Genomic DNA, 26,617 nt, shown 5'->3' on the forward strand with positions numbered 1-26,617 from the left:
AAAGCGCGTGTCGATAGAGTGGCGCTTCGCAACGCGACGATCAAGCGGCCCATTCCGCCAAATTGGCTTCCTCGCCGATCAGCGCCAGCCCATGCGCGATGGAGGTCAGTTCGCCGCCGGTAGCCAGCCTGTCCTGCCCGAACCGCGCCCGGAAAATATCACGGATCGCCGGGATCAGCGATGATCCCCCGGTCAGGAACACCCGGTCGATAGTATCAGGCGTCACGCCCGCCTTGGCCAGTGCCTTATCCACCGTTGCCTCGATCTGGGCGATATCCGGCGCGATCCAGCCCTCGAACTCGGCGCGCGACACCGCTTGCTCGATCTCCAGCCCGCCGCCCGAAAAGCGAAAGATCGCCTCCTCCTGATCCGACAGCGCCCGCTTCAGCGCACCGACGGCATCATAGAGCGGATAGCCCAGTTCCTTTTCGATCACCGTGATCATCCGGCCGATCGCCGCCGGCTCCTTCGCCGTCTTCTGCAACCGTGCCAGTTCGTCCATCGTGCGCCGGTTGCGCATCAGCGCCAGGCGCGACCAGTCGGCAAAATCGGCGAAATAGCTGCGCGGTATCTCCAGTTCCTTGCCGAAACTCTGATAACTGCCGCCCTTGCCCAGCATCGGCAGCACCAGATTGTCGAGGATGCGATAATCGAACCGGTCCCCGGCCAGGCCGATACCCGCCGACCCCAGCGGCGTCGCCCGCCGCGCCGCGCCCGGCGCCTCGATCCGCACCAGCGAAAAGTCGCTGGTACCCCCGCCAAAGTCCGCGACCAGGATGGTGGCGGCGTGGTCGATCCGGCTGGCATAGCTGAACGCCGCGCCCAGCGGTTCATAGACATAATGCACCTCGGTGCCGAACCCGGCGAACATCGCGTCATAGCGTTTGCGCGCGAGCGCCTCATCCGGCCGCGATCCGGCATATTCGACCGGCCGGCCGACCACGATCCGCTCCGGCCTTTTGTCCAGCATGCCGCCGGCATGGCCGATCATCCGGTTCAGGAACATCTGCCCCAGTTCCTCGAAGCGGAACCGCTTCTCGAACACATTGGCGCTTTCGAAAATGGGGCTGGCCGCCACCGACTTGAACGATTGCAGGAAGCGGCTGTCCTCGGGATATTCCATATATTCGGCGATCGCCCATGGCCCCGCCTCATGCGCCATGCCGCCTTTCACGCCGTCGTCATGCCAGAAACAGAGCGCGGAGCGAAACACCGCCCCGGTCGCCTGTTCGCCGGTAAATTCCACCAGTTGCGACTCCCCGTCCGTCGCCAGCGCGGCCACGCTGTTGGTCGTGCCAAAATCGAGGCCCAGCGCGCGCGGCACCTGCTGCATGAAAAGTCTCCGGGATTCTGAAAGGCCGGGCGCTATGACAGTCCTGCCGGATGGGGGCAAGGGGGCTGCGCTGTCCTACATCAAGGGCTTCTGGTACAAAGGTAGCCGGCTCTTTCTCCCCGTCGGCTAACCCTCCGCCCGCGCAGCAAAATTTCCTATTCCCGTACGATAATGTCGAAACTTGCGGGAAAAGTGCGAAGTTAAGCGAGGATGTCAGGCAAAGACCGATGCCTTGCGCAAATGCGCATAGGCCTCGATCACTGCCTGCAAAGCGCCTTCCTGGGTCCGGTCGCCGCCATTATGGTCCGGGTGATAGCGGCGCAGCAACTCGGTATAGCGGCTGCGCAGCGCCTTGCGGTCGGCGTCCACCGGCAGGCCCATGACCGACAGCGCCTTGCGGTCATCTGGCGACAGAAATTTCCCGTCCTGCCGCACCTGCGCGTCTGCCTTCGCCTTGGCCATCCGCTCCTTGAACTTGGCGCCGATCGCGTCGAGCGGATCAGAAAAATCCGACCATTTGGGCGGCGGGCTGTGCGCATTGGAGGAAAAGGCCCGCGTCTCCCGCTCCCACCCGGCATAGGGGCGCTGCGCCGCCGCGATCTCTTCGGGCGACATGCCGTTGAAGAAATTATAGCCCTGATTGAACGCCTTCACATGGTCCAGGCACAGCCAGCGCCAGCGCGGCCCCTCCATGTTGGACTGGCTACCGTCATTGGCTGGCGCGCGGAATTCGCCCGGCTCGGGGCAGCCCGGCACCGCGCAGGGGCGGTCGCTTTCCACCCGGCCATGGAAACGGTTGAAACGACGGGACGAGAAAGGGTCGCTGCTCAAGATTGTCCTGATGATCTGCTGGCAAAGCAGCCTATATAGGAAAGATGACCACAGACCTCAAAGGCCCCGTTGCCACCGAAATCGAGGCGCGCCTGCGCGCTGCCCTCTTGCCCGACCATCTCGCTGTCATCGACGACAGCGAAAAGCATCGCGGCCATGCCGGCCATGACGGCTCGGGCGAAAGCCATTTCACGGTGGACATCGTGTCCGGCCGCTTCACCGGCCAGGCCCGCGTCGCGCGCCAGCGCCTCGTCAACGCTGCGCTCGCCGACCTGTTGCGCGACAAGGTCCATGCCCTCGCCATCAAGGCCCGCGCGCCGGGCGAAGCCTGATGGCGCCGGACGACCTCATCCTCCAAACAATCACGCCCACCACGCATGATCTGGGTGATTTCCGGGTGCACCGGTCCCTGCCGGTCAAGGGGCGCACCATGGTCGGCCCCTTCATCTTCTTCGATCAGGCCGGCCCGGCGAAGATCGGCGCGGGGCAGGGGATCGACGTGCGGCCGCACCCGCACATCAACCTCGCCACCGTCACCTATATGTATGAAGGCGCCTTCCTCCACCGGGACTCGCTGGGCACCGAGCAACTGATCGAGCCGGGCGCGGTCAACCTGATGACCGCTGGCAAGGGGATCGTCCATTCGGAACGCTCGCCGGACGAGGATCGCGCGAAACTGTCGAAGCTCTCGGCCATCCAGACCTGGCTCGCCTTGCCCGACCGCTTCGAGGAAATGGACCCGGCCTTCGAGCATGTCAGCGAAGGCGGCATGCCGGTGATCGACGATGGCCATGTCCGTGCCCGCGTCATCATGGGGTCGCTCTGGGGCGAAACCTCGCCCGTCACCACCTATGCCCAGACCATCTATGCCGATATCCAGTTGTCGCCCGGTGGCCGGATCGCCATCGACCCGTCCGCCGACGAACGCGCCATCTATGTGTCGGGTGGCGACGCCGCGCTCGACGGCATGATGTTGGCACCGCAGACTCTCTATGTGCTGCGCCCCGGCACATCCGCCACATTGATGAGCGTCGATGGTGGCCGTGTCGTGCTGTGCGGTGGGGAGGCGTTCACCAGCCCGCGCCATGTCTGGTGGAATTTCGTTGCCTCGACCCAGGACCGGCTAATGCAGGCGCGCGAGGATTGGGACGCGATGCGCTTCCCGCTGATCCCCGGTGACGATCAGGAATTTATCCCGATTCCGCAGGGGCGCCCAAAGACGGTCAGTTATCCCTGACCGACTGCCTTACTGCACGAAGGTCAGCGAGAGATTCTCGGCATTTTTCGGAATGTCGATCCGGCTCTCGTTGATCGACGCTTCCTCGCCGGGCTTCAGCCGCGTCTTGTCCGCCTTGGTGGTCCAGCTGAACACCAGCCGGTTCTGCCGGTCGCGCAACTGCACCAGCACCGGTGGCACCGGCAGCGCCTGCGTCCCGCTGTTGACGATCCGCGCGCCAAAGGCGAAATATTCCTCGCCCGTCGGCAGCTTGCGCCGCTCCGCCGGCTTGGAGAGGTAGAAGAGCAGATCGGGGTCGCCCTCTTCGGCAACCAGGCCCATCGACACCATCCAGGCCGGCGGGCCGAAATAGGTGAAGGCGCCGCCCAATGCGGCGACGATCAGGCAGAATCCGATCGCGGCATAGGTCCACAGCTTGATCGGATTGCGCCGCGCCTTGGCCGGTGGGGCGGGGACGAAGCGGCTTTGTTCAACCGGATCGGAAGGCGCGCCGGCATAGATATCATCGAAACGATGATCCGTCGGAGGCGCAACCGGCGCTTCGACGGGAGGAGGGGCCGACGGTTCGACGGCCACCGCAGCGTCTTCCTCCACGACAGGGTCGGTGACGACTGGCTCAGGCGCGATTACCGGTGTCGGCACAGGAGCCGGGGGAGGCGGCGCCACGGGTTCGGGCTGGGCCACTGGCGCTTCGACCGATGCGGCAGCGACAGGCATTTCGCGTTCCGGCAGGACCGGCGGAGCCTGGAACCAGCTATGTTTGCAGGCGGCGCAGCGGACCTGGCGGCCGTTGGTGCCGACGGCAGTGTCGGGCACGACATAGCGCGTCGCGCAATTGGGGCACACCAGGATCATTTCGCTTCATAGGCATGGCAGGGACTCGGGCGCAAGATGCCAACGACGACCCGAGTCATTCTGCCGCGACTCGTGGCATCGTGCGGCGCGGGCTTTACGGCAGGGCGCCCGCTGTGCCATGGCTGATGCTCCGGGAAGCAGGGAGCGCGACGGCGCGATAACATTCAGCCATGTCGGCCATCGTCCAGTTCGAAAATGTCGGCCTGCGCTATGGTCTGGACAGCGAAACACTGTCCGATGTCAGCTTCTCGCTGGCCAGCGGCGGCTTCTATTTCCTGACCGGCGCGTCGGGCGCGGGCAAGACGTCGCTGCTGAAATTGCTCTACCTTGCCCAGCGGCCCAGCCGTGGCGTGATCCGCCTGTTCGGCGAGGATGTAGTGACCCTGCCCCGCAAGCGGCTGCCCGGCTTTCGCCGCCGCATCGGCGTGGTGTTTCAGGATTTCCGGCTCGTGCCCCATCTGTCCGCCTATGACAATATCGCGCTGCCGCTGCGCGTATCGGGTATGGAGGAGGGCGAGATCGACGCCCCGGTGGTGGAGATGCTGAACTGGGTAGGCCTGGGTGACCGGGGGCAGGCGCGGCCTGCCACGCTTTCGGGCGGGGAACAGCAGCGCGTCGCCATCGCCCGCGCGGTGATCGGCCGCCCGGAGATATTGGTTGCGGACGAACCGACCGGCAACGTCGACGCCGACATGGCTCGTCGCCTGATGACCCTGTTCGAAGCGCTCAATCGCCTCGGCACCACTATCGTCGTCGCTACCCATGACCTGCCCCTCATCGCGCAGGTATCCGGCGCGCAGATGATGCGGCTGGACAAGGGGCGGCTGGCCGACCCCACCGGTACGCTGCGCTATCCGCCCCAATCCCAGTCGAAGCCGCAGGGCAACGCCTGATGGCCAGCCGTGCCGACCGCAAGGCTGCCGCTGCCGCGCGCCATCGCCTGCTGCCCGGCGGTCGTCTGGCGGGGCCGATGCCGTGGATCATCGCGATCATGATGTTTCTGACCGTGCTGGCGGCGGCCGCTGGCCTTGGCCTCGGCGCGGCGGTCCGATCCATGAGCGCGGACCTTGCCGGGCGCGCCAGCGTGCAAGTGGTGGAGGCCGATGCGCAGGTCCGTGCGGAATTGGCCGCCCGGACTCTGACGGCTTTGCGCTCCGCCCATAGCGTGCGTGCTGCCGAACCGGTCGATCCGGCCGTGCTGGCGGACCAGTTGCGCCCCTGGCTTGGGGAGGCTGCGACCAGCGGCGACCTGCCCGTACCGGCCCTGATCGACGTCATGCTGACGCCCGGCGATGCGGAGGTGAAGATTGGTGGCCTGCGTCGCCTGCTCGCCGACCTGTCGCCCAAGCTGCGGATCGAACCGCATGCCGCCTTCCTGCTGCCGCTGGCGGGATTGCTGACGGCGCTGGGCTGGCTGTCTGCGGGCGTCGTGCTGCTTATGATCCTGGCGACCGGCGCGGTCGTGGTGCTGGCCGCGCGCGGCGCGCATGACAGCCATCGCGGGACGATCGACGTGCTGCACCTGATGGGATCGACCGATGTGCAGATCGCCCGGCTGTTCCAGCGCCGTATCGGTCTCGATGCGTTGATGGGCAGTGCGCTCGGCTTTTCCTTCGCCACGTTCGTCATCCTGCTGATCGGCCTGCGCCTTGCCGCCACCGGGTCGGACCTGATCGGCGCGGTCGAACTGGACATGCGCGGCTGGTTGATCCTTGCGGCTTTGCCGATCTTCGGCGTGTTGCTGGCGACCCTGACGGCGCGCTGGACGGTGCTGCGGGCATTGGGGCGGGCGCTGTGATCGTCCGCTTCGTCGCCGTCACCTTGCTGGCCTGGATGCTGGGCTTTGTCTGGTTCGCGATTTTCCTGCCGCAGCCGCTGGACGGACGGCAGACCGATGCGATCGTCGTGCTCACCGGCGGGGCGGGGCGTATCGACCGGGGCATCGCCCTGTTGCAGGACGGCGCGGCCAAGCGGATGCTGATTTCCGGCGTCGACCGATCGGTCCGCCCGGTTGAGCTGGCGGTGCAATATAAGGCGCCCGAAAGCCTGTTCAGCTGCTGCATCACGCTGGGTCGCGAAGCGATCGATACCCGTTCCAACGGGCTGGAAACGGCGCGCTGGCTGGAACGGCGCGACTATAAGACGGTGCGCCTTATCACTACGGACTGGCATATGCGTCGCGCCGCGCTGGAACTGCGGCAGTCGATGCCCGATGGCAAGGTGACGATCGTCTATGACGCCGTGCCCAGCCGCCCCAGCCTCACCATATTGGCGCGGGAATATAATAAATATCTGCTGCGGCGCATCGCCGCGCTCATCGGTATCTGATCGGACCTTAACCTTGACCGTCATCCGTTCGCTTCTCTTCGCGCTGGCCTTCTACACCGGCAGCCTGATCTTTGTGCTGTGGGCCATGGCTTTCGGCTGGACCACGCCACTGATGGTGCAGCGGACCGCGACCAACTGGAGTCGCTTTCATCGCTGGTGCGTCCAGCGGTTGCTGGGGCAGCGGATCGTGGTGGAGGGCGAGCTGCCGATCGGCCCCTATCTCTACATTGCGAAGCATGAATCGATGTTCGAGACGATCGACATGCTCTGTCTGTTCGATCGGCCGGCGATCGGCGCCAAGAGGGAATTGTTCGATATCCCGCTCTGGGGCGGCATCGCCCGCCGTTATGGCCTTATCCCGATCGAGCGCGCCGCCGGCGCAAGTGCCCTGCGTGCCCTGCGCGCTGCGGCGAAGGACCGGATCGCGCAGGGCCGCGCCATCTGCCTCTTCCCCGAAGGGACGCGTGTGCCCCACGGGGAGTCGCCGCCGCTCAAGTCCGGTTTTGCCGGGCTATACAGCCTGCTCGGCCTGCCCGTCGTACCGATTGCCATCGACAGCGGCCGGGTGTCGCCGCGCGGCAAATTCCTCAAGCGCCCCGGTACCATCACCTACAAGGTGGGAGAGATCGTTCCGGTCGGCCTCGACCGCAAGGAAGCCGAGGCACGGGTCCATGCGGCGATCAACGCGCTCAATTAGACAGAGCGCCGTGCAGTAGGACAGCCCTTAATGTGACCGGCCGAAATCCGGCTTGGCGTCGTCCTGGCCCTGTTCGATGATCGACCGGCGGATCGCGCGTGTGCGGGTGAACAGGTTGAACAGGGCGTCGCCGTCATTCCAGCGGATCGCCCGCTGGAGCGCCGACAAATCCTCCGAAAAGCGCTGGAGCATTTCCAGCACAGCGTCCTTGTTCGCAAGGAACACGTCGCGCCACATGGTCGGATCGGACGCCGCGATGCGGGTGAAGTCGCGGAAACCGCCGGCGGAATATTTTATCACTTCCGACTGAGTCACATTCTCCAGATCGCTGGCCGTGCCGACGATGGTATAGGCGATCAGATGCGGCAGATGGCTGGTCACCGCCAGCACCAGATCATGATGCGCCGGGTCCATCATCTCCACGTCGGCGCCGACGCGCCGCCACAACTCCGCGACGCGCTCCACGGCGGCGGGATCGGCATCGGCGGGCGGGGTGACGATCGACCAGCGGCCCTTGAACAGGGTCGCAAAGCCGGCTTCCGGCCCGCTATTTTCCGTGCCGGCCACCGGATGCGCCGGGATGATGGTCCGCCCCGGCAGCGCGACGCTCAACTGCGCCAGCACATCCGCCTTGCAGGACCCCACATCGCTGACGATCGCATCGGCCGGCAGGTCTTCGGCAATTTCCGCCGCCGCCGCGCCCATCGCCCGCACCGGCACGCACAGGATCACCAGATCGGCGTCGGTGACCGATGCGCCCGCCGTATCGGTGACATCGTCGGTCAGGTCGATCCGCCGCGCTGTTTCGCGCACGGCGGGATCGGCATCATAGCCGGTCACGCGCACGGTGGGCATGTTCGCCCGGATCGCGCGAGCCAGCGAGGAGCCGATCAGCCCCAGGCCGATGATGGTGACGCGGGCAAAGGGCAGCATGGGTTCAGGCCGCCTCCGCCAGGGCGCGCAGCTTCGCCGCGACGGCGCGTGTCTGGTCTTCGGTGCCGATGGTGATGCGCAGGCCATTGGGCAGCCCCTGTCCGGGCAGCCAGCGGGTCGCATAGCCTTCGTCCCACAGCCCCTTCATTGCGGCTTCGGCGGTCAGCCTGCCGTCGAACAGAATCAGCAGGAAGTTGGTCTTGCTGGGCACCGCGCGCAGGCCGTGGTTGGACAGGGCGCTGACCTCAGCCGTCAGCCATTCGCGCCATTGCGCATTATGCGACCGGCTCTGTTCGACCCATGCGGTGTCGCCGATCGCGGCGATCGCCGCCGCCTGCCCCGCTGTCGTCACGTTGAACGGGGCACGGATGCGGTGGAGAATGTCGATCACCTCGGGCGAGCCATAGCCCCAGCCGATCCGTTCGGCGGCAAGACCGTAAATCTTCGAGAAGGTACGGGTGACGAAGACGTTGGCGGCATTTTTCGCCAGTTCGAGGCCGCCATCATCTTCGCCATCGTCCAGATATTCGGCATAGGCCTGATCGAGAACGAAGAGAATGTCGGGACGCAGCCCGGCATGCAGACGGGCAATTTCCTCCCGGCTGGTCATGGTGCCGGTCGGGTTGTTGGGATTGGCGAGGAAGACCAGCTTGGTCTTATCCGTCACCGCTGCGAGCAGGGCGTCGACATCCGTCGCATAATCCTTGTCCGGAGCGATCACCGGCGTCGCGCCGACGCGGCGGGCAGCGATGTCGTAGACGGCAAATCCATAGCGGACATAGAGGATTTCGTCGCCCGGCCCGGCATAGGCGGAAGCGGCGATATGCAGCAGTTCGTCGGACCCGGTGCCATAGATGATCCGGTCGGAATCAAGGCCGTGGGCCGCGCCGATCGCTTCGCGCAGTTTCGCGGCGGAGGGATCGGGGTAGGTCGCCATGTCGCCGGTCGCCGCCAGGAAGGCGTCGCGCGCCGCCTGACCGGTACCGAGCGGATTTTCGTTCGCGCTCAATTTGATGAGGGGGCGGCCGTCATCGGCCGCCGACTTGCCCGGCACATAGGCGTGAATGCCGAGAATCCAATCCTTGGGAGCTGGTTTTGTCATGGCTGCGGGCTTTAGCGGCTTCCTGGCGAAAGGCAAAGTGGCGGAAAGAGGTGACGCGACAGGCAAAGTTCACACTGTCGTCGGGGTAAAAGGGGCGCAAGCGCTCGCAAGGCTCTCGCGACGCGCCTGCAACGCGCTACCGACGCGCCACCTGCGCGTCAGCACCGCGACGCTGGCGCGACAGGAAGGCGACGGGCGCGGCGGCGCGCAAAGAGGTGCCGAGGCAGGTTGCATTGGGCAGGGTGGACCAGAAAAGCGCGAAATAGGAAAGGCTTACACGACCGGCGTAAGCAGCGGCTTGCCTGCGAACCAGGCGTCCAGATTGGCAAGGACGAGGTCGGCCATCGCCTTGCGCGTGGGAATGGTGGCGCTGCCCTGATGTGGTTGCAGCACGACATGGTCCATGGCGAACAGCGTTTCCGGCACATGCGGTTCATGGGCGAAGACGTCCAGCCCGGCGCCGGCAATGCGCTTGTCCGCCAGCGCGGCGACCAGCGCATCCTCGTCGATCACGCTGCCCCGGCTGATATTGACGATCACCCCGTCCGGCCCCAGCGCGTCAAGCATGGCGGCATCGACCAGCTTCGCCGCTTCCGGGCCGCCCGATGTGGCGACGATGATGACGTCGCTTTGCCGGGCGAAATCGATCGGGTCGGCGACATAGCGATAGGGGGCGTCCGCCGCCTCGCGCCGGTTATGGTACAGGATCTCACCGGCCACCGGCTCCAGCCGATGTGCGATGGCGCGGCCGATGCGGCCAAGGCCCAATATGCCGATACGCTGGCCCGTGACACGGCCGGACAAGGCGGGCCTGATGCCGCGCGCCCAGTCGCCCGCGCGAACCAGCCGGTCGTTGGCGACCATGTTGCGCACCGTGGCGTAGAGCAGACCGACGGCAAGGTCGGCGACATCGTCGGTCAGCACGTCGGGCGTATTGGTCAGGCGGATGCCCTTCGCACGGGCATGATCGACGTCGACCTTGTCATAACCGACCGAAAAGAGGCCGATCATTTCGAGCCTGGGCAGCGCGTCCATGATCGCGGCCGAGGCGCCGACCGATCCGAAGCTGACCAGTGCGCGCGCTTCCCGCACCAGCGGCGACAGGGTGGCGGGATCGGCATCGGCCGCTACGGCATGGACGGTGAAGCGGCGGTGCAGGGCTTCGGTCAGATAAGGGTAGAGGGGGCCATAGGCGATGATCGGGGGGAGGGGGCTATCGGTCATGCCGACCATCTAGGGACTGTGCCACCGATGCGCCAGATTGACAGAGTGGGACGGCGGTCCTAGCCCCGCCTGCATCATGGCCAGCGTTCCCATCAGCGAAGACAGCCGTTTCGGCCTGCGTCGGCAGGCCCGCCTGACCGGCCCCCTGCATCTGTCGAGCGGCGCGCTGCTCGGCCCGGTCGACATCGCCTATGAAACCTATGGGCGGATGAACGCGGACAAATCCAACGTCATCCTGATCTGCCATGCGCTGACCGGCGACCAATATGTCGCGTCCGACCACCCCGTCACCGGCAAGCCGGGCTGGTGGTGGCGGCTGGTGGGCGAAGGCAAGCCGGTCGATCCGGCGCGCCATTTCATCGTCTGTTCCAACGTCATCGGCAGTTGCATGGGATCGTCCGGCCCGGCCAGCATCGATTCCACGACGGGTGAGCCGCACGCGATGCGCTTTCCGGTGCTGACCGTCGCCGACATGGTTCGGGCGCAGGCGGCTTTGCTCGATCATCTGGGCGTCGATCGCCTGTCCGCGGTCATCGGCGGATCGATGGGGGGCATGCAGGCGCTGACCTGGCCGACCCTGTTCCCCGACCGGGTGGAAAGCTGCGTCGTCATCGCCTCCACCGCGCGGCACAGCGCACAGAATATTGCCTTTCACGAGGTCGGGCGGCAGGCGATCATGGCCGATCCCAACTGGCGCGGCGGCGATTATTATGCCGACGGGCAGGTGCCGAGCGCGGGCCTCGCCGTCGCGCGCATGGCAGCGCACATCACTTATTTGTCCGAAGCGGGGCTGACCGAGAAATTCGGGCGGCGTCTGCAGGGGCGCGACGCCAAAACCTTCGGGTTCGACGCGGACTTCCAGGTGGAGAGCTATCTGCGCCATCAGGGGCTAAGCTTCGTCGACCGGTTCGACGCGAACAGCTACCTCTACATCACCCGCGCGATGGACTATTATGACATTGCCGAAGATCATGGCGGGTCGCTGGCCAAGGCGTTCACGGCGAGCAAGGCGCGCTTCTGCCTTGTCAGCTTCGATACCGACTGGCTCTATCCCACGACGGAATCCCGGATCATCGTCCATGCGCTCAATGCGTCCGGCGCGCAGGCCAGTTTCGTGGAACTGTCCAGCCCGTTCGGCCATGACGCCTTCCTGCTGGAATGTCCCGAACTCAACCGGGTGGTGGATGGCTTCCTGAAGGGCGGCCGGGCATGAGTGAGACGTTGCGCCCCGACCTCGCCCTGATTGCGCGAACGGTGCGACAGGGTGCACGCGTGCTGGACGTCGGCTGCGGCGACGGCGCGCTGATGGCGGCGATGCGCGACAATGCACAGGTGGATGCGCGCGGGCTGGAGATTGACGGATCGAATGTCGCCGCCGCAGTGGGGCGTGGCCTGTCGGTGGTGCAGGGTGATGCCGACACGGACCTGCGCTATTATCCCGACGCCAGTTTCGACTATGCGATATTGAGCCAGACCTTGCAGACGACGCGCCGGCCCGATCTGGTGGTGGAGGAATTACTGCGCATCGGGCGGCAGGCGTTCGTGTCCTTCCCTAATTTTGCGCATTGGCGCGGGCGCATCTCGCTGCTGTGGGGCGGGCGGATGCCAGTGACGCGGCTATTGCCCGACACCTGGTATGACACGCTCAACATCCATCATGTGACGGTGGACGATTTCCGCGCGCTGGTGAAAGAACGGGGCTGGACCATCGACGGCCAGTGGTTCCTCAAAGGGGACAAGGAAACCACCCATGCGAACGCGAACCTGTTCGCCGAGCATGCGGTATTCCTCCTGCGCAAATAGCCTAGCGCGTTGCGCCTGCCATCCGCAGGCCAAAGCCCGTTCGCCCACGCTGGGGCTGGCTACGGAAATGCGTGAGGCCAGAGGTCAGGGCGGCCGCATAGACCGGGCGGTCGGGCGACTTGGGCGGGGCGGCCTTCAGCACCGCGTCGACATCGACTGGCTCGTCAAATTCCATGCCGAAATGGCGGTCGGCCGTCCAGACGACCCGCCCCGGCATCTCCGTTTCGCCCCGCGTCACGACAATGCGGGCGCCCACACCCGGCGACTTACCCTGGATGCGGGCGCCGCCTGGGGAAATGTCGCGGATGCGCACGACTTGCTTGGCCGATAGCGGCTCGCCCAGATTGAGGTGGGCGTCCATGAAGACATTGGAGCGCTTGGCGCGCGGGGGGAGGTCCATGATCCTTCTCGCATGATGTTGGTCATGGGAAGGAGTCCCGAGCGGGGCTGCTGGTTGCAGGCGCCTCGCCAGACCGGGGCTGCCCTGCGGCGAGTTGTGTAGACAATCAGCGCTGCGGGCCGATGCCCTTTTCGATGAGGGCGTTGGCGATGGCGGCGATCTCCTCAACCGGGCGGCTGTCGTCCCACACGCCATAGCGCAGGCCCAGAAAGACGTTCATGCCCATGATCGCCCAGGCATGGACTTCTTCGACGTCCGGGCGGACATCGCCGCGCGCGGCGGCGGCGGTCAGGCGGGCGGCCATGCGGCTGGCGGTATTGTCATAATGGGCGCGATAGGCGGCGGCGTCGACAAACTCCGCCTCGTCGATGATGCGGTAGATTTCCTTGTGGGCGCGGGCGAACTCCAGAAAGCTCAGCAACCCGATCCGTTCCGCGTCGATACCGTCGCGTGCCTGTGCGATGCGGGGGGAGACATAGTCCCGCACCTGCCCCGACATGTCGTTCACCAGCGCTCGGAAAATATCGTCCTTGGTATCGAAATAGGTGTAGAAGCTGCCCAGTGCGCAGCCGGCGCGGCGAGTGATGCCGCTGATCGAGCCGTCATGAAATCCCTTTTCGCCGAACTCCTCCGCAGCGGCCGACAACAAGGCGCGACGGGTGCGTTCGCCGCGCGCGGTACGGGGCGTCTTGTCGTCCCTGGCGGCGCCTTGCTCGGTCATGTCCACTCCTGATCCTGTGTGTTTTTGGCCGCACCGGCGCATTCTCATCTCCAGCCTCTTATTTCAAGTTGAAAGCCGGTTCAACTTTCATTATCGATTGGAGCAAGGCAGAGCGACCCGGCAGACCGGGCGCGCCATTTTTCAGGAGAGGACCGACCCGATGAAGGCCCATAAGACCATTCGCGCCCTTGCGCTCGCTTCCGCCGCCTGGGGCGGTATCATTGCCCTGCCCGTGCTGGCGCAGGAGGGCGCGCCGCAGGCTGCCGCCGACGATGATGGCGCGGCGATCGTCGTCACCGCCCGCCGGCGTGAAGAGACTCTGGTCAGCGTGCCGATCGCGGTCAGCGCCTTTTCCGGCGAGGCATTGGAGAAGGGCGGCGCGATCGACATTACCGACCTCGCCAATGTCACCCCCAACACCACGCTGGAGGCGTCGCGCGGCACCAATTCGACGCTGACTGCCTTCATTCGCGGCGTGGGCCAGCAGGACCCGGTATCGGGCTTCGAACAGGGCGTCGGCATCTATCTGGACGATGTCTATCTGAACCGGCCGCAGGGGGCGCTGCTCGACATCTATGACGTGGAGCGGATCGAGGTGCTGCGCGGGCCGCAGGGCACGCTTTATGGCCGCAACACGATTGGTGGGGCGGTCAAATATGTGACCAAGCTGCTGCCGCAGGATTTTTCGCTGAAGGTGAAGGGCACTTACGGCAGTTACGATCAGGCGGACGGCCTGATCAGCGTCTCCGCCCCGATCAGCGACCTGATTCGCGTCGGCGGCGCCTTTGCCCGCCTGTCGCGCGGCGGGTTCGGCAAGAACCTCACCACCGGTCAGGAAAATTACAACAAGGATATCTGGGCCGGGCGCGCCACCTTCGAAATGGGCGGATATGGAGAGCCGGTGCTGGTGCGGATCACCGGCGACTATACCAAGGACAAGAGCAATCCGCGCGGCGGCCATCGCCTGATCCCCGGACAGGCATCCGGCGCGCCGGTGCTGGACAATGTGTTCGATACGCGCGGCGGGTTGGTCGATCCCCGGCAGCAGGTGAAAAGCTACGGCCTGTCGATGAACATATCGGCCGAATTGAACGATATGTTCACGCTGAAATCAATCAGCGCCTGGCGCAAGGATGACAGCGCATCGCCGATCGATTTCGACGCGCTGCCCGCCGTCGATGTCGACGTGCCGGCCTTCTACCGCAATGAGCAACTCAGTCAGGAAGTGCAGTTGCAGGTCGATGCCGGGCCGCTGAAGGGCATGATCGGCCTCTATTATCTGGACGCCAGCGCCGACACCCAGTTCGACACGCGCATCTTCACCACGCTGGCGGGCCTGACGGCGTTCACGCAGGCGGATGTCGATACCGAAACCTATGCGATCTTTGGCGACTTCACCTATGATTTCAGCCCGCAGTTCAGCGTGTCGGCCGGTGGCCGCTATACCTGGGACGAGCGGCGCGCGGACATTCTTCGTCAGAATTATCTGGGTGGCGGGTCGCCGGTGTTCGGCGGCGCGGGCCTTCCCTTCGGCGCGCCCAGCACCGATTTCCGCGGGAATGCGAAGTATAAGAAATTCACCCCGCGCTTCTCCGTCAGCTACAAGCCGACGCAGGATCACAATATCTATGCCAGCTATTCCAAGGGCTTCAAGGGCGGCGGCTTCGACCCGCGCGGCGTGGGCACCAATGCGCCGGACCTGAATGGCGACGGCATAAGGCAGGACAGCGAAGTCGCCTCCTTCCTCAGCTTCCGCCCGGAACAGGTCGATAGCTATGAGGTCGGCTACAAGGGCAATTTCATGGACGGCGCGCTCTATGTCGCGGTCGCCGGCTTCTATGCCGATTACAAGGATGTGCAGATTCCGGGATCGGTCGCCTGCACCGTCAATGTCGGCGGCGTGGCGACACCGTCCTTCTGCGGCATCGTGTCCAATGCAGGCAAGGCGCGGTTCAAGGGGCTGGAGTTTGAGAGCAACGCCCGCCTTGGCCGCGACCTGCTGTCGAGCGGCGACCGGCTGAACCTGTCCACCGCGATCGGCTATATCGACGCGGAATATCGCGAATATATCGCCAATATTGCCAGCGTACCGACCGATGTGGCGCAATATCGCCGGGTGCAGAATACGCCGAAATGGACGGCGAGCGGGACGCTGAGCTACAATAGCCCCGTGGGCGATGGCAGCCTCTATGTCGGTAGCACGCTTTCCTGGCGGTCGAAGACCTATCAGTTCGAAATCCCCAACCCCTATATCGACCAGAAGGGCTATGCGCTGTGGGACGCCAGCATCGTCTATACAGCACCCGACGATCGCTGGTCGCTGGGGGTCCATGGCAAGAATATCTTGGACAAGGAATATAAGACGTCGGGCTATACCTTCGTCGCGGCCAACCCGGTGACCGGCGCCATCATCAACAATGCCGCCGGTTTCCCGACCCCGTCGCTGGGCAAGGAAGGCACGCTGACCGCCTTCTACGGCAACCCCCGACAGGTGTTCGTGACGGGTACGTTGAAATTCTGATTTGCTCACTCCCATCCGTTCGGTTCGAGCTTGTCGAGAACCCGCGCACAACGGTTCTCGACAAGCTCGAACTGAACGGAGAGGGTGAAGCCTTATGACCGACCGAACCACCTCCCCCGCCTATCGCCCCGGCTACTCCAGGCTCGTGCTGGCGATGCTGCTGCTGGTCTATACGTTCAACTTCCTCGACCGGCAGATTCTCGGCATCCTCGCCGGGCCGATCAAGGCGGAACTGGGGCTGAGCGATACGCAACTGGGCGCGCTGGGCGGCATCGCCTTTGCCCTGCTCTATTCGACGCTGGCGATTCCGCTGGCGCTGCTGGCCGACCGGACCAGCCGGACATGGGTCATCACCGTCAGCCTCGCCATCTGGAGCGGCTTTACCGCTTTGTGCGGGATGGCGGGCAATTTCATGCAGATGTTCCTGTTCCGCATCGGCGTGGGCGTGGGGGAGGCCGGCGGCGTCGCGCCATCCTATGCCGTGATTGCCGACTATTTTCCGGCGCATCAACGGGCGCGGGCGCTGTCCATCTATTCGCTGGGGATTCCGTTGGGATCGGCGGGCGGCGTGCTGCTGGGCGGCTATATTGCGCAGACGGTGGAATGGCGCACGGCCTTCATCGCGGTCGGCGTGCTGGGCATATTGATCGCGCCGATCTTCCGCCTTGTCGTGCGGGAGCCGGCGCGGCCGGTGCAGACGGGCGAGGCGGTGCCGGTCAGCGCTGTGTTCGGCATCCTTGCGGCCAAGCGCAGCTTCTGGATGCTGGCTCTGGGCGCGGCATGCAGTTCGATGTGCGGCTATGGCGTCGCCTTCTGGCTGCCGAGCCTGCTGATGCGCAGTTTCGGGCTGGACCTGATGGGCGCGGGGCAGTTTCTGGGCGGGTTGCTGCTGATCGGCGGGGTCGCCGGGGTGTTGCTGGGCGGCTTTCTGGGCGATGCGATGGGCGGCAAGGACAAGGCCTGGTTCGCCTGGGTGCCGGCGATCAGCTATGTGGTCGGCATGCCCTTGTTCGTGATCGGCGTGCTGTCGAGCAGCGTGACCTTCGCCTTCGCCCTGTTCCTGATCCCGCAGGCGCTGGTCTATGTCTGGCTGGGGCCGGTGCTGACCGCGGTGCAGCATCTGGTGCCGCCGCATATGCGGGCCAGCGCGTCGGCGACCTTCCTGCTCATCAACAACCTTGTCGGGCTGGGCCTTGGGTCATGGAGCGTCGGCGCGCTGTCCGACGCGCTGACACCGACCTATGGCCATGAAGCGCTGCGCTATGCGATCGTCGCGGCGCTGGGCTTTTATCTGCTTGCGGGGTTGTTCATGGCGCTAGCGGGCAAGGCGTTGCGCAAGGATTGGGTGACGGCCTGAGCCGCATAAGTGAGACAGCGAGTTGGACAGCTGAAACGATAGGAGGTTTTTCATGAATGGACGGAAGCAATCCGCCCATTCATGATTTTCAATCACGGATTAGCGTTCCTTCGTCGCGCTGAACTTCACCTTAGGGTGGCGTTCCTGCTGATAGCCGATGTCCCAGGCACTGCGCGCCATGAAGACGAGATTGCCGTCGCGATCCTTGGCCATGTTGGCGCCATTATAGCTGACCAGGTCTTTCATCGCGGCCTCATCGCCGCTGATCCAGCGGGCGGTGTCGAAGGGCGAGGGCTCCAGGCCCGCCGCGACCTTATATTCGGCCTCAAGGCGTGAGATCAGCACTTCAAGCTGAAGCTGGCCGACGACGCCGACGATCCAGTTGCTGCCGATTTCCGGGTAGAAGACCTGAATCACGCCCTCTTCGCTGAGGTCGTCCAGCGCCTTGCGCAACTGCTTGGTCTTGGTCGGGTCTTTCAACTGGACGCGGCGCAGGATTTCCGGCGCAAAATTGGGCAGGCCGGTGAAGCGCAGGCCGGGCTTTTCGGAGAGCGTATCGCCTACGCGCAACGCGCCATGATTGGGGATGCCGATGATATCGCCCGGAAACGCCTCGTCCGCCAGTTCGCGGTCCTGCGCGAAGAAGAGGATCGGCGAGTGGACGGCGAGCGGCTTGCCCGATCCCGAGGGCGTCAGCTTCATGCCGCGGCGGAACTTGCCGGAGACGAGGCGCATGAAGGCGATGCGGTCGCGGTGCATCGGGTCCATATTGGCCTGCACCTTGAAGATGAAGCCGGTGACTTCGCTCTGTTCCGGCTCGACGGCGGCCGGTTCGGCCGGCTGCGGGCGCGGCGCGGGGGCATGGGCAGACAGGGCGTCGATCAGTTCGGTAACGCCGAACAGCTTGAGTGCCGATCCGAAATAGACCGGGGTCAGGTCGCCCGCGCGATAGCGGTCATGGTCGAATTCGGCATAGCCGCCCTGCGCCAGCTCGGCCTCTTCGCGCAGCTTGTCGAGCGCGCGGTCGGACAGATGATCGGCCAGCGTCGGATCATCGAGGCCGTTAAACTGGTGACGGGTGCCGTCGAATTCACGGCTGGGACCGGTCGGCTGCATCAGCCGGTTGGTGGCGAAGTCGTAGATGCCCTCGAATTCGCCGCCCATGCCGGCGGGCCAGCTCATCGGGCAGACGTCGAGTTGCAGCTGGTCGGCGACCTCATCGAGCAGGCCGAACACCTCGCGGCCTTCCCGGTCCACCTTGTTGACGAAGGTGATGATCGGCAGGTTGCGCAGGCGGCAGACCTCGAACAGCTTGCGGGTCTGCGGTTCGATGCCCTTGGCCGCATCGATCACCATGACGGCCGAGTCCACGGCGGTCAGGGTGCGATAGGTATCTTCGCTGAAATCTTCGTGGCCAGGCGTGTCGAGCAGGTTGAAGGTGATGGTTTCGCCATCGCGGGTCCGCTCGAACGTCATGACCGAGGAAGTGACGGAAATGCCGCGCTGCTGCTCGATCTTCATCCAGTCGGACCGGGCGCGGCGATTGGCGCCGCGCGCCTTGACTTCGCCTGCAAGGTGGATGGCGCCGCCTTCCAGCAGCAGCTTTTCGGTGAGCGTGGTCTTGCCGGCGTCCGGGTGGGAAATGATCGCGAAGGTGCGGCGGGATGGGATGGTCATGTTATGCGTCACTATCTGGGCAAAACATCCGTTCGCCCTGAGCCTGTCGAAGGGCGCGAGCGGGCTTCGACAGGCTCAGCCCGAACGGATTTTGGTTATGGGGGCCCGTTACACGCCTGCCAGCGTCACGTCCATGCGGAAGCTGCGGGAGTCGCCCGGCAGCAGCGTCATGATCCCCTGCTTGTCCCAGACGTCGCCGGTAAAGCCGACGAGATCGGCCATGCCGGCCCAGGGTTCGATGCACAGATAATGGGCGCCGGGTTTCTGCCAAAGGCCGAGCCACGGCGTGTCGGGAAAGTCGATGCGAAGCTGCGGCCGGCCGGGGACGCCCCATGTCAATGAGCGGCTGGCAAGATCGTCCCAGATCAGCGCGTCACCCTCGAACATCGCATAAGTGGGCGCGAGCATGTCGCCGTCCACCGGGGAGGGCGCGCTTTCGCGGGCGATGAGGCCGGGTTCGTCGCCGACCTTGCGGATCGGGGCGGGTTCGGGTTTTTCGAACAGGATGCGGTGATCCTCCACCGCGCCGCCATAGGGGAGCGGCCAGGCGAAGGCGGGATGATAGCCGAAGGAGAAGGGCATGGGCGCCTCCCCCCGGTTGCTGACGGTGGCGGTCATGTGCAGCGTGGCGCCTTGACACGCGAAGCGCATGTCGAGGCGAAAGTCGAAGGGATAGATGGCGCGGCTGTCCTCGTCCGCCTCCAGCCGCAGGGTGATACTGGCATCGTCCTGCGCCACCGGAGCGAAGGGGCGGCGGCGGGCGAAGCCATGCTGCGGCATGGAATGTTCCTGCCCGTGGAGCCGATAGACGTCGCCACGCGACCGGCCGACGAAGGGGAAGAGCAGAGGGGCGTGGCCGGTCCACCAGCGCGGATCGGCATCGGTCATCAGCGCGCGGCCCTCGCCGTCCGTCAGCGACCAGAGTTCCGCGCCGAGCGGGTCGATGGTGGCGGACAGGGCCGGCGAAGCGATGGTGAAACGCGGATCGGATTCGGACAAGTCATGGCCTCCGGCTTGGGGATCGGTTTCGCATAGCGGGGCTGCGCGTAGCTGTCTCCTTCGCTGTTCGTTTCGGAAGGGAACCGACGGCGTCGATCGCTGGTTTTGCGGAGCGGAGGATCATCATGAAATCAATCGCAATCATCACCGCGCTGGCGCTGCTGACGCCCTGTGCCGCGCTGGCTCAGAATCAGGACCAGTCTGCGGACAAGGCCAATCAGGAAGAGGCGAAGAAGAAGGAAGGCAATCTGGACAAGGCGGGCAAGATCGCCACCCAGCCGGCCCGCGACGTCGGGCTGGACAAGGAAGAGATTCCGCCGGTGCTGGTGAAGGCGGTGGAAAATCCCTATGCCGCGCCGCCATCGCGCACCTGCAAGGGGTTGAAGGCGTCGCTGGGCGAACTGAATGCCGTGCTGGGCGACGATTTCACCGTGGGCGCAAAGGCGAACGAGAATCGCACCGGCAAGATCGCCGAGGCGGTGGGCAAGACGGTGGTCAATTCGCTGATCCCCTTCCGGGGGCTTGTGCGCGAGATCAGCGGCGCGGCCCCGGCCGAGCGGCGCTTGCAGGCGGCGGTGACGGCGGGCATCGCGCGGCGCGGCTATCTGCGCGGGATGGCGGCTGCCAAGGGATGCAAGGTCGCGAGTTAGGGACCTTCGTCGTTGCGAGCGCAGCGAAGCAATCCACTGGTGCGCCCATGGATTGCTTCGCTGCGCTTGCAATGACACATTGCTTTAAATCGCGCTTCCGCTCGGCCCATTTACCCCTATATGGCTGGCATGACCGACCTGCCCACTCTCGCCGATCTTCAGGAAGAATATGAATTTCTGGATGCGGACGATCGTTATCGCCTGCTGATCGACCTGGGGCGCGGGCTGGAGGATATGCCCGACGCACTCAAGACCGACGCGACATTGGTGCGGGGCTGTTCGGCGGCGGTGTGGGTCTATCCCACGGTACTGGATGACGGGCGGCTGCATTTCCTGGCGGACAGCAATGCGGCGATCACCAAGGGGATCATCGCTCTGGTGCTCCTGACCGTGCAGGATCGTGCGCCGGCGGAGATCGCCGCGGCCGATATCGAGGGCGCACTGGCGCCGTTCGACCTCAAGAACCAGCTCAGCTCCAACCGGACCCAGGGCATTCCCAACATGATCGCGCTGATCCGCGAGACGGCGGGCCGCTACACCGCCTGAGGAAACCGCAGGCCGGTTCAGACATTATCCTTCCGTAACTATATCGGAAGGACATGACGCCATGCGCGCCATCATGATGATCGCAGCCGTTGCCACGCTGGCGGCCTGCGGCGACAAGAAACCCAAGGAGCCGACCCAGCGCGAGCAGATCGGCCAGATGTGGAAATATGAGGGCGCGGAAGGCGGCGGCCGGCCCAAGGTTGCCTATATCGGCAGCGCCAACAGCGTGCAGACGATGACCGCCCCCGACACATTTTCCGTCCTGCTGATCCAGCCGTTGAAGGAGGGCGGCGCTGACGTCACGGTCAAGCTGGTCGGCGCGCCCTTCACCTGCGACCTGTCGGATTGCCGCGTTACGGCGACCACCGATGATGGCAAGAAACATGAGTGGCAGGGGCGAATGGCGACCAATGACGATGGCATCGCCATCGCGCCGTCGCAGGGTGCCTATGCCATCATCAAGGACGCCAAGCGCCTGAAGGTCGACCTGATCGTGGACGGCAAGACCCAGACCGCACCGTTCGAGTTCAACGTCGCGGGGTTGGATCTGAAGGGGTAGACGCTAAAGCCCGAACGGAAGTTGTAGCTTTTATTCCTGCAAGGATACGCCGGGGCTGCGCGGATCGGCGGCGCCCTGCCAGTGGCCGTCGGGCAGGCGTTCGGCGGCATTGGCTTTGAGGCCCATGCGGTTGACGCTGACCCGGTGGCCCAGTTTCTCCAGCGGCGCCTTCATCGTCTCCAGCGACGTGCCCTGTTCCAGCACCAGCCCTTCGCCATTGAAGAAGATCAGGCCGTGCGCGATCGACTCCTGCGCGGACAGGCCCCAGTCGAAATGGGCGATCAGCGCCTTGGCGACCTGCATGATGATGGTCTTGCCGCCCGCCGCGCCGACGGTGAAGATCGGTGTGCCCTTGTCGTCATAGACGATGGTCGGCGACATGGAGGAGAGCGGGCGCTTGCCCGCTTCCACCCGGTTGGCGACCGGCTTGCCGTCCTTTTCGGGCGTGAAGCTGAAATCGGTCAGTTCATTGTTCAGGATCACGCCGTTGGCGATCAGCTGGCTGCCGAAGAAGCTCTCGATCGTGGAGGTCCAGGCGGCGATATCGCCATTGCGGTCTACCGCGACGAAATGGCTGGTGCCGCTTTCGGGCTGGGGCAGCGACGCGGTGCGCGGCTGGGCGCCGGGGGGCGTGCCGGGCCTGTAGACGTTCAGCGCCTTATTCAGGCGGATGAGCGATGAGCGTTGCTTGAGATAGGCGGGATCGATCATGCCGCTGACCGGCACCGACACGAAATCGGGATCGCCCAGCCATGTGTCGCGATCGGCATAGGCCAGTTGCATCGCTTCGCCGATGACGTGCCAGCTGCGCGGATCATCCTTGCCCCATTGCGCCAGCGGGAAGCGCTCGACCATGCCCAGAATTTCCAGCACGGTGACGCCGCCGGCCGACGCCGGACCCATGCCACAGACGGTATAGGCGCGATAATGACCGCAGACCGGTTTGCGCGCTTTGGCCTGATAGCCGGCGAGGTCGGCTTCCGTCATCGGCACCGGATTCTTAGGTGCTTCGGTTACGGCTTCGCTGATGAGGCGGGCATTTTCGCCCTTGTAGAAGGCGTCCGGGCCTTCGGCGGCGATCCGTTTGAACAGGGCGGCAAGCGGCAGGTTTTTAAGGTGCGTGCCGACCGGCGGCGGGGCGTCGTCGACCCAGAAGGCTTTCTGGATTTCGGGGAAGTCTGCCCAGATGCCCTGCGTGGCGCGCAGCGCCGTGGCGGTGCGTTCGCCAAGGTCGAAGCCGTCTTCGGCATAGCGGATGGCCGGCGCAAACAGGTCGGCCCAGGGCAGCTTGCCCCATTTTTTGTGGGCGTCCCATGCCATGCGCAGATTGCCGGGCACACCGGCGGAATAGCCGCCCGGCCAGGCCTGGATGAAGGGCAGGGGCTTGCCGTCCGGCCCCATGAAGCGATCGGGTCGTGCGGCGGCCGGCGCGGTTTCGCGACCGTCGATCGATTCCAGCAGGCCGGTCGCGCCGTCATGATGCATCAGGAAGCCGCCGCCGCCGATGCCGCTATTATGCGGCTCCACGACGTTCAGCGTCAGCATCATTGCGATCGCGGCGTCGGTGGCGCTGCCGCCCTTGCGCAATATTTCCTGCCCGGCCTGCGCCGCGCGCGGATCGGCGGCGGAGACGGTGGCATTGGTGGATGTTGGGGCGGTTACGGGCTCGCGGGCGAGCAGCGGAGCGGGGATGAGCGCATAGAGGGCGAGCGGGGCCAGCAGGCCGGAAAGGCGGGATGTCATGACAGCGCACCCTAGCCATAAGGTTGCGCGCCGCAACCCTTTGTCGCGGGCGATGGCATCAGGCGGGGGCGATCGCGGTAAAATGCGAAGGCCAAGAAAAAGGGGCCGCCCTTTCAGGCAGCCCCTTTCTATCCTCTCCCTAAACAGGGATGGTCCGTCTGGCCTTATTCGGCCTTCGACTGGAGGTTCACCGCGGCATATTTGCCACGACGATCGACTTCCAGTTCGAAGTCGAGGCGGTCGCCCTCGTTCAGGGCGGCCATGCCGGCGCGTTCCACGGCGCTGATATGGACGAAGGCGTCGGGCTGGCCATCGTCGCGCTGGATGAAGCCGAAGCCCTTCATGGCGTTGAAGAACTTCACGGTGCCGCTGGAGCGTTCACCGGTCAGCTGACGCTGCGGACCACGGTCGGCACCACCGAAACCACCACCGCGCGGTTCGCGCGGTTCGCGAGCCGGGCCGCGATCGGTGACGGGGAGCGGTTCGCCGTCGATGACCAGATCGGTCGCCGACACCTTGCCACCGCGATCGACCAGCGTGAAGCCGAGCGGCTGACCTTCGGCCAGACCGGTCAGGCCGGCCTGCTCGACCGCGCTGATGTGCACGAACACGTCTTCGCCGCCGTCATCACGAACGATGAAGCCGAAACCCTTCTGGCCGTTGAAGAACTTTACGACGCCCTTGCCTTCGCCGACGACCTGGGCAGGCATGCCGCGACCACCGCCGCCGCCACCGCCGAAACCACCGCCGCCGCCGCCGAAGCCGCCGCGACCACCGCCGCCGCCACCGAAGCCGCCGCGATCACCACCGCCGAAACCACCACGGTCGCCGCCGAAGCCGCCACCGCCGAAGCGATCGCCGCCGCCGAAACCACCGCCGCCGAAGCCGCCGCGATCACCACCGCCGTAGAAGTTGTCGTCGCCGAAACCGTCGCGCTTGTCCTTGCCGCGCCCGCCGCGGCGACCTCTATCAAAACTCATGCCCTGTTAGTCACTTTCGCTTCGCCCCAAAGACAATCGGACAAACATGTCGGGCGAATGACATGCAGAATCCACCGCAAAGGCGGGTTTGGGAATCACTATATCAACTTTTCAGGGCAGCGCGAATGATTTTCACTGTTGTGGTCCTGTTCCGTTCCAATAACGTAAAAAGTCAGGATATTCCACGGTTCGACGTATCAACACAGCGCTTCGCCGCAGGACTTGCGCGGGCAAAAGGGCCGATTGCGGTCGAACCGGTTTCGCCATAGAGGGGAAATCATGACCGTGCATTTCCATGAAGAAGATCTGCCCGCCGGCGTGCTCGCCCCCGGCCCGATCGCCATCGACACCGAAACGATGGGCCTTATCACCCCGCGCGACCGCCTGTGCGTGGTCCAGATCAGCGACGGCAAGGGTGACGAGCATCTCGTCCGCTTCAACCCCGGCAGCGATTATGCCGCGCCCAACCTGAAAGCGGTGCTGGCCGATCCCGAACGGCTGAAACTCTATCATTTCGGCCGGTTCGATATCGCCGCGATCAAACATTATCTGGGCGTGGTGGCCGCGCCCGCCTATTGCACCAAGATCGCCTCGCGCCTGATCCGCACCTATACCGATCGCCATGGCCTGAAGGAACTGGTCCGCGAATTGCTGGGCCAGGACATCAGCAAGCAGCAGCAGTCGAGCGACTGGGGCGGCCCGGTCCTGTCTGACGCGCAGAAGGATTATGCCGCATCGGACGTGCGCTATCTTCATGCGCTCAAGGCCGAACTGGACAAGCGGCTGATCCGCGAAGGGCGGATGGAACTGGCGCAGGCCTGTTTCGACTTCCTGCCGCACCGCGCCGAACTCGATCTGGCCGGCTGGCCGGAAATCGATATTTTCGCGCATATGTAAGGGAGCCGCCGCTTCGTGTCCGTCCAGGCCGATCAGCAACGCGACGTACGCCGCCATTGGGCGCGGCCGGGTGGCAGCCATGACCGGCTGGTCGGGCTGCTCAAGAACTGGTTGCCGGTCGCGGTCGGGGTGCTGGCCGCGCTGCTGGCGACCGCGCCCTTCACCGGCGGCGACAAGGTCAGCTTCGTCCTCGACAAGAACAAGGTCGAGGTGGCGAAGGACCGGATGCGGCTGACCGAGGCGCTGTATCGCGGGGAAGACAGCAAGGGTCAGCCCTTCTCCCTGCGCGCCGGCTCTGCCGTGCAGAAGAGTTCGCGCGAACCGATCGTCGACCTCAACACCATGTCCGCGCGCATCCTGTTGTCGGACGGCCCGGCCGTGCTGACCGCGCAAAAAGGCCGCTATGACATGGAAACGGAGCGGGTCGGCATTCAGGGGCCGGTACAGTTCGAAGCGTCGGGCGGATACCGGCTGACCACGCGCGACGTGGGCGTCGACCTCAAGACCCGGCGGATGAAGAGTGCGGGCCGGGTCGACGGGCGCATTCCGATCGGCACCTTCAGCGGCGACCATCTGGAAGCGGATATGGGCGCGCGTACGGTGACGCTGAATGGCCGGGCAAGCTTGCGCATCGAGCAAAATGGTCTCAAAGGGCGAAACTGATGAAACGCACCCTGATCCTGCTGTCGATCGGCTTCCTGGGCACAGCCGGCGTAATGATCGCCGGCGCGAATGCGCAGGTGTTCAAGAATCATGACAGTAACGCCCCGGTCAATTTCAACGCCGACCGGATCGAGGTGCAGGATCGCGCCGACCGCGTCGTCGTGTCGGGCAATGTCGTGGTGACGCAGGCTGGCATGACGCTGACCGCGGCACGCATGACCGTGGCCTATAACAACCAGCCGGGCGGCGGCACGGGCACCGATGGCATCCAGATCAACCGGATCGATGCATCGGGCAATGTCGTCGTGACCAAGGCGGATCAGACCGCGCGCGGCAATGTCGCCATCTACGACCTTAACAGCAAGCTCATCACCATGCTGGGCAACGTCACGCTGACGCAGGGATCGAACCGGCTGACCGGCGGGCGGCTGGTGATGGACCTCAACAGCGGGCGATCGACGGTCGACGGCCGTTCCTCGGGCGGCAGCGCCGCCGGCACCGCGACCAGCCCGAGCGGCCGCGTGTCGGGCACCTTCACGGTGCCGCAACGCAAGAATTGAG

28 protein-coding genes are annotated in these 26,617 nt (G+C 65.0%); 16 read left to right on the forward strand and 12 right to left on the reverse strand.

What is annotated here, in order from left to right; genetic code table 11:
• Nucleotides 1-40: 40 nt before the first annotated feature.
• Nucleotides 41-1,333 carry an Hsp70 family protein gene (locus ACNHGR_RS15395; RefSeq protein ID WP_475287219.1) on the reverse strand — a complete coding sequence of 431 codons (1,293 nt, stop codon included), beginning with the start codon at nt 1,331-1,333 and terminating at the stop codon, nt 41-43.
• A 213-nt stretch (nt 1,334-1,546) separates the two neighbouring features.
• Nucleotides 1,547-2,164 carry a J domain-containing protein gene (locus tag ACNHGR_RS15400; RefSeq protein ID WP_475287221.1) on the reverse strand — a complete coding sequence of 206 codons (618 nt, stop codon included), beginning with the start codon at nt 2,162-2,164 and terminating at the stop codon, nt 1,547-1,549.
• A 44-nt stretch (nt 2,165-2,208) separates the two neighbouring features.
• Between ACNHGR_RS15400 and ACNHGR_RS15405 the strand changes: the two genes are divergently transcribed.
• On the forward strand, nt 2,209-2,496 hold the full coding sequence (locus ACNHGR_RS15405) for a BolA family protein (RefSeq protein WP_475287223.1): 288 nt from the start codon (nt 2,209-2,211) through the stop codon (nt 2,494-2,496).
• Nucleotides 2,496-3,401 carry a pirin family protein gene (locus tag ACNHGR_RS15410; protein WP_475287225.1) on the forward strand — a complete coding sequence of 302 codons (906 nt, stop codon included), beginning with the start codon at nt 2,496-2,498 and terminating at the stop codon, nt 3,399-3,401. Before ACNHGR_RS15405 ends, ACNHGR_RS15410 begins: the two co-directional genes overlap by 1 nt.
• Nucleotides 3,402-3,410: 9 nt before the next feature.
• On the opposite strand, the gene ACNHGR_RS15415 is transcribed toward ACNHGR_RS15410, so the two are convergent.
• Nucleotides 3,411-4,256 (reverse strand): zinc-ribbon domain-containing protein, encoded by an 846-nt coding sequence (locus ACNHGR_RS15415; RefSeq protein ID WP_475287227.1) that lies wholly within the window; start codon nt 4,254-4,256, stop codon nt 3,411-3,413.
• Between the two features lie 170 nt (nt 4,257-4,426).
• Between ACNHGR_RS15415 and ftsE the strand changes: the two genes are divergently transcribed.
• Genes ftsE through ACNHGR_RS15435 form a run of 4 tightly spaced genes read left to right on the forward strand, consistent with a single transcriptional unit; the run spans nt 4,427 to nt 7,281 of the window.
• Complete coding sequence (gene ftsE, locus ACNHGR_RS15420; RefSeq protein WP_184269052.1) at nt 4,427-5,149, forward strand: cell division ATP-binding protein FtsE; 723 nt, start codon at nt 4,427-4,429, stop codon at nt 5,147-5,149.
• Nucleotides 5,149-6,054 (forward strand): cell division protein FtsX, encoded by a 906-nt coding sequence (locus tag ACNHGR_RS15425; protein WP_475287229.1) that lies wholly within the window; start codon nt 5,149-5,151, stop codon nt 6,052-6,054. The genes ftsE and ACNHGR_RS15425 overlap by 1 nt, the downstream gene beginning before the upstream one ends.
• Complete coding sequence (locus tag ACNHGR_RS15430; RefSeq protein ID WP_184269056.1) at nt 6,051-6,584, forward strand: YdcF family protein; 534 nt, start codon at nt 6,051-6,053, stop codon at nt 6,582-6,584. The genes ACNHGR_RS15425 and ACNHGR_RS15430 overlap by 4 nt, the downstream gene beginning before the upstream one ends.
• A gap of 13 nt (nt 6,585-6,597) precedes the next feature.
• Nucleotides 6,598-7,281 (forward strand): lysophospholipid acyltransferase family protein, encoded by a 684-nt coding sequence (locus ACNHGR_RS15435; protein ID WP_475287231.1) that lies wholly within the window; start codon nt 6,598-6,600, stop codon nt 7,279-7,281.
• Between the two features lie 27 nt (nt 7,282-7,308).
• Here the strand turns inward: ACNHGR_RS15435 and ACNHGR_RS15440 are convergent, their stop codons facing one another.
• The 3 genes from ACNHGR_RS15440 to ACNHGR_RS15450 all read right to left on the reverse strand — a co-directional run bounded on the left by ACNHGR_RS15440 (nt 7,309) and on the right by ACNHGR_RS15450 (nt 10,549).
• A complete protein-coding gene (locus ACNHGR_RS15440; protein WP_184269060.1) occupies nt 7,309-8,214 on the reverse strand; it encodes a prephenate/arogenate dehydrogenase family protein in 906 nt (301 codons plus the stop codon).
• Nucleotides 8,215-8,218: 4 nt separating this feature from the next.
• The gene (gene hisC / locus ACNHGR_RS15445) at nt 8,219-9,316 is read right to left on the reverse strand and encodes a histidinol-phosphate transaminase (protein WP_475287233.1); all 1,098 of its coding nucleotides are present in this window, start codon (nt 9,314-9,316) and stop codon (nt 8,219-8,221) included.
• A gap of 273 nt (nt 9,317-9,589) precedes the next feature.
• Nucleotides 9,590-10,549: a 2-hydroxyacid dehydrogenase gene (locus ACNHGR_RS15450; protein WP_475287235.1), complete on the reverse strand. Its 960-nt coding sequence runs from the start codon at nt 10,547-10,549 to the stop codon at nt 9,590-9,592.
• 67 nt (nt 10,550-10,616) lie between these two features.
• On the opposite strand from ACNHGR_RS15450, the gene metX reads away from it, so the two are divergent.
• Nucleotides 10,617-11,753 (forward strand): homoserine O-acetyltransferase MetX, encoded by a 1,137-nt coding sequence (metX, locus tag ACNHGR_RS15455; protein ID WP_184269066.1) that lies wholly within the window; start codon nt 10,617-10,619, stop codon nt 11,751-11,753.
• Entirely contained in the window at nt 11,750-12,343 is a 594-nt protein-coding gene (gene metW, locus ACNHGR_RS15460) for a methionine biosynthesis protein MetW (RefSeq protein ID WP_184269068.1), read from the forward strand. Before metX ends, metW begins: the two co-directional genes overlap by 4 nt.
• A gap of 1 nt (nt 12,344) precedes the next feature.
• Here the strand turns inward: metW and ACNHGR_RS15465 are convergent, their stop codons facing one another.
• The gene (locus tag ACNHGR_RS15465; RefSeq protein ID WP_475287238.1) at nt 12,345-12,743 is read right to left on the reverse strand and encodes a PilZ domain-containing protein; all 399 of its coding nucleotides are present in this window, start codon (nt 12,741-12,743) and stop codon (nt 12,345-12,347) included.
• A 106-nt stretch (nt 12,744-12,849) separates the two neighbouring features.
• Nucleotides 12,850-13,464 carry a TetR/AcrR family transcriptional regulator gene (locus ACNHGR_RS15470; RefSeq protein ID WP_475287240.1) on the reverse strand — a complete coding sequence of 205 codons (615 nt, stop codon included), beginning with the start codon at nt 13,462-13,464 and terminating at the stop codon, nt 12,850-12,852.
• A 160-nt stretch (nt 13,465-13,624) separates the two neighbouring features.
• On the opposite strand from ACNHGR_RS15470, the gene ACNHGR_RS15475 reads away from it, so the two are divergent.
• Nucleotides 13,625-15,985 carry a TonB-dependent receptor gene (locus ACNHGR_RS15475; protein WP_475287242.1) on the forward strand — a complete coding sequence of 787 codons (2,361 nt, stop codon included), beginning with the start codon at nt 13,625-13,627 and terminating at the stop codon, nt 15,983-15,985.
• A 94-nt stretch (nt 15,986-16,079) separates the two neighbouring features.
• The gene (locus ACNHGR_RS15480) at nt 16,080-17,342 is read left to right on the forward strand and encodes a spinster family MFS transporter (protein ID WP_475287244.1); all 1,263 of its coding nucleotides are present in this window, start codon (nt 16,080-16,082) and stop codon (nt 17,340-17,342) included.
• A 99-nt stretch (nt 17,343-17,441) separates the two neighbouring features.
• Here the strand turns inward: ACNHGR_RS15480 and ACNHGR_RS15485 are convergent, their stop codons facing one another.
• Together ACNHGR_RS15485 and ACNHGR_RS15490 are read right to left on the reverse strand one after the other, a co-directional pair.
• Nucleotides 17,442-19,019, reverse strand: coding sequence for a peptide chain release factor 3 (locus tag ACNHGR_RS15485; protein ID WP_184269078.1), 1,578 nt, complete (start codon nt 19,017-19,019; stop codon nt 17,442-17,444).
• 108 nt (nt 19,020-19,127) lie between these two features.
• A complete protein-coding gene (locus tag ACNHGR_RS15490; RefSeq protein ID WP_475287246.1) occupies nt 19,128-20,018 on the reverse strand; it encodes an aldose 1-epimerase family protein in 891 nt (296 codons plus the stop codon).
• Between the two features lie 125 nt (nt 20,019-20,143).
• On the opposite strand from ACNHGR_RS15490, the gene ACNHGR_RS15495 reads away from it, so the two are divergent.
• The 3 genes from ACNHGR_RS15495 to ACNHGR_RS15505 all read left to right on the forward strand — a co-directional run bounded on the left by ACNHGR_RS15495 (nt 20,144) and on the right by ACNHGR_RS15505 (nt 21,773).
• Nucleotides 20,144-20,668: a hypothetical protein gene (locus tag ACNHGR_RS15495; RefSeq protein WP_475287248.1), complete on the forward strand. Its 525-nt coding sequence runs from the start codon at nt 20,144-20,146 to the stop codon at nt 20,666-20,668.
• Between the two features lie 120 nt (nt 20,669-20,788).
• Nucleotides 20,789-21,214: a SufE family protein gene (locus ACNHGR_RS15500; RefSeq protein WP_475287250.1), complete on the forward strand. Its 426-nt coding sequence runs from the start codon at nt 20,789-20,791 to the stop codon at nt 21,212-21,214.
• Between the two features lie 61 nt (nt 21,215-21,275).
• Complete coding sequence (locus ACNHGR_RS15505) at nt 21,276-21,773, forward strand: hypothetical protein (protein ID WP_184269086.1); 498 nt, start codon at nt 21,276-21,278, stop codon at nt 21,771-21,773.
• Nucleotides 21,774-21,803: 30 nt separating this feature from the next.
• Here the strand turns inward: ACNHGR_RS15505 and ggt are convergent, their stop codons facing one another.
• Both ggt and ACNHGR_RS15515 read right to left on the reverse strand, forming a co-directional pair.
• The gene (ggt, locus tag ACNHGR_RS15510; protein WP_475287252.1) at nt 21,804-23,516 is read right to left on the reverse strand and encodes a gamma-glutamyltransferase; all 1,713 of its coding nucleotides are present in this window, start codon (nt 23,514-23,516) and stop codon (nt 21,804-21,806) included.
• Between the two features lie 164 nt (nt 23,517-23,680).
• The gene (locus ACNHGR_RS15515) at nt 23,681-24,496 is read right to left on the reverse strand and encodes a cold-shock protein (protein ID WP_475287253.1); all 816 of its coding nucleotides are present in this window, start codon (nt 24,494-24,496) and stop codon (nt 23,681-23,683) included.
• Between the two features lie 279 nt (nt 24,497-24,775).
• On the opposite strand from ACNHGR_RS15515, the gene ACNHGR_RS15520 reads away from it, so the two are divergent.
• From ACNHGR_RS15520 to ACNHGR_RS15530, 3 genes are read left to right on the forward strand one after another with little or no spacing between them, the layout of a single operon-like run.
• Nucleotides 24,776-25,393: a ribonuclease D gene (locus ACNHGR_RS15520; protein ID WP_184269092.1), complete on the forward strand. Its 618-nt coding sequence runs from the start codon at nt 24,776-24,778 to the stop codon at nt 25,391-25,393.
• 15 nt (nt 25,394-25,408) lie between these two features.
• A complete protein-coding gene (locus ACNHGR_RS15525) occupies nt 25,409-26,056 on the forward strand; it encodes an LPS export ABC transporter periplasmic protein LptC (protein WP_184269094.1) in 648 nt (215 codons plus the stop codon).
• On the forward strand, nt 26,056-26,616 hold the full coding sequence (locus tag ACNHGR_RS15530; protein WP_184269096.1) for an LptA/OstA family protein: 561 nt from the start codon (nt 26,056-26,058) through the stop codon (nt 26,614-26,616). The genes ACNHGR_RS15525 and ACNHGR_RS15530 overlap by 1 nt, the downstream gene beginning before the upstream one ends.
• Nucleotide 26,617: the final 1 nt, after the last annotated feature.

The organism is Sphingobium sp. RS1 (assembly GCF_056156825.1).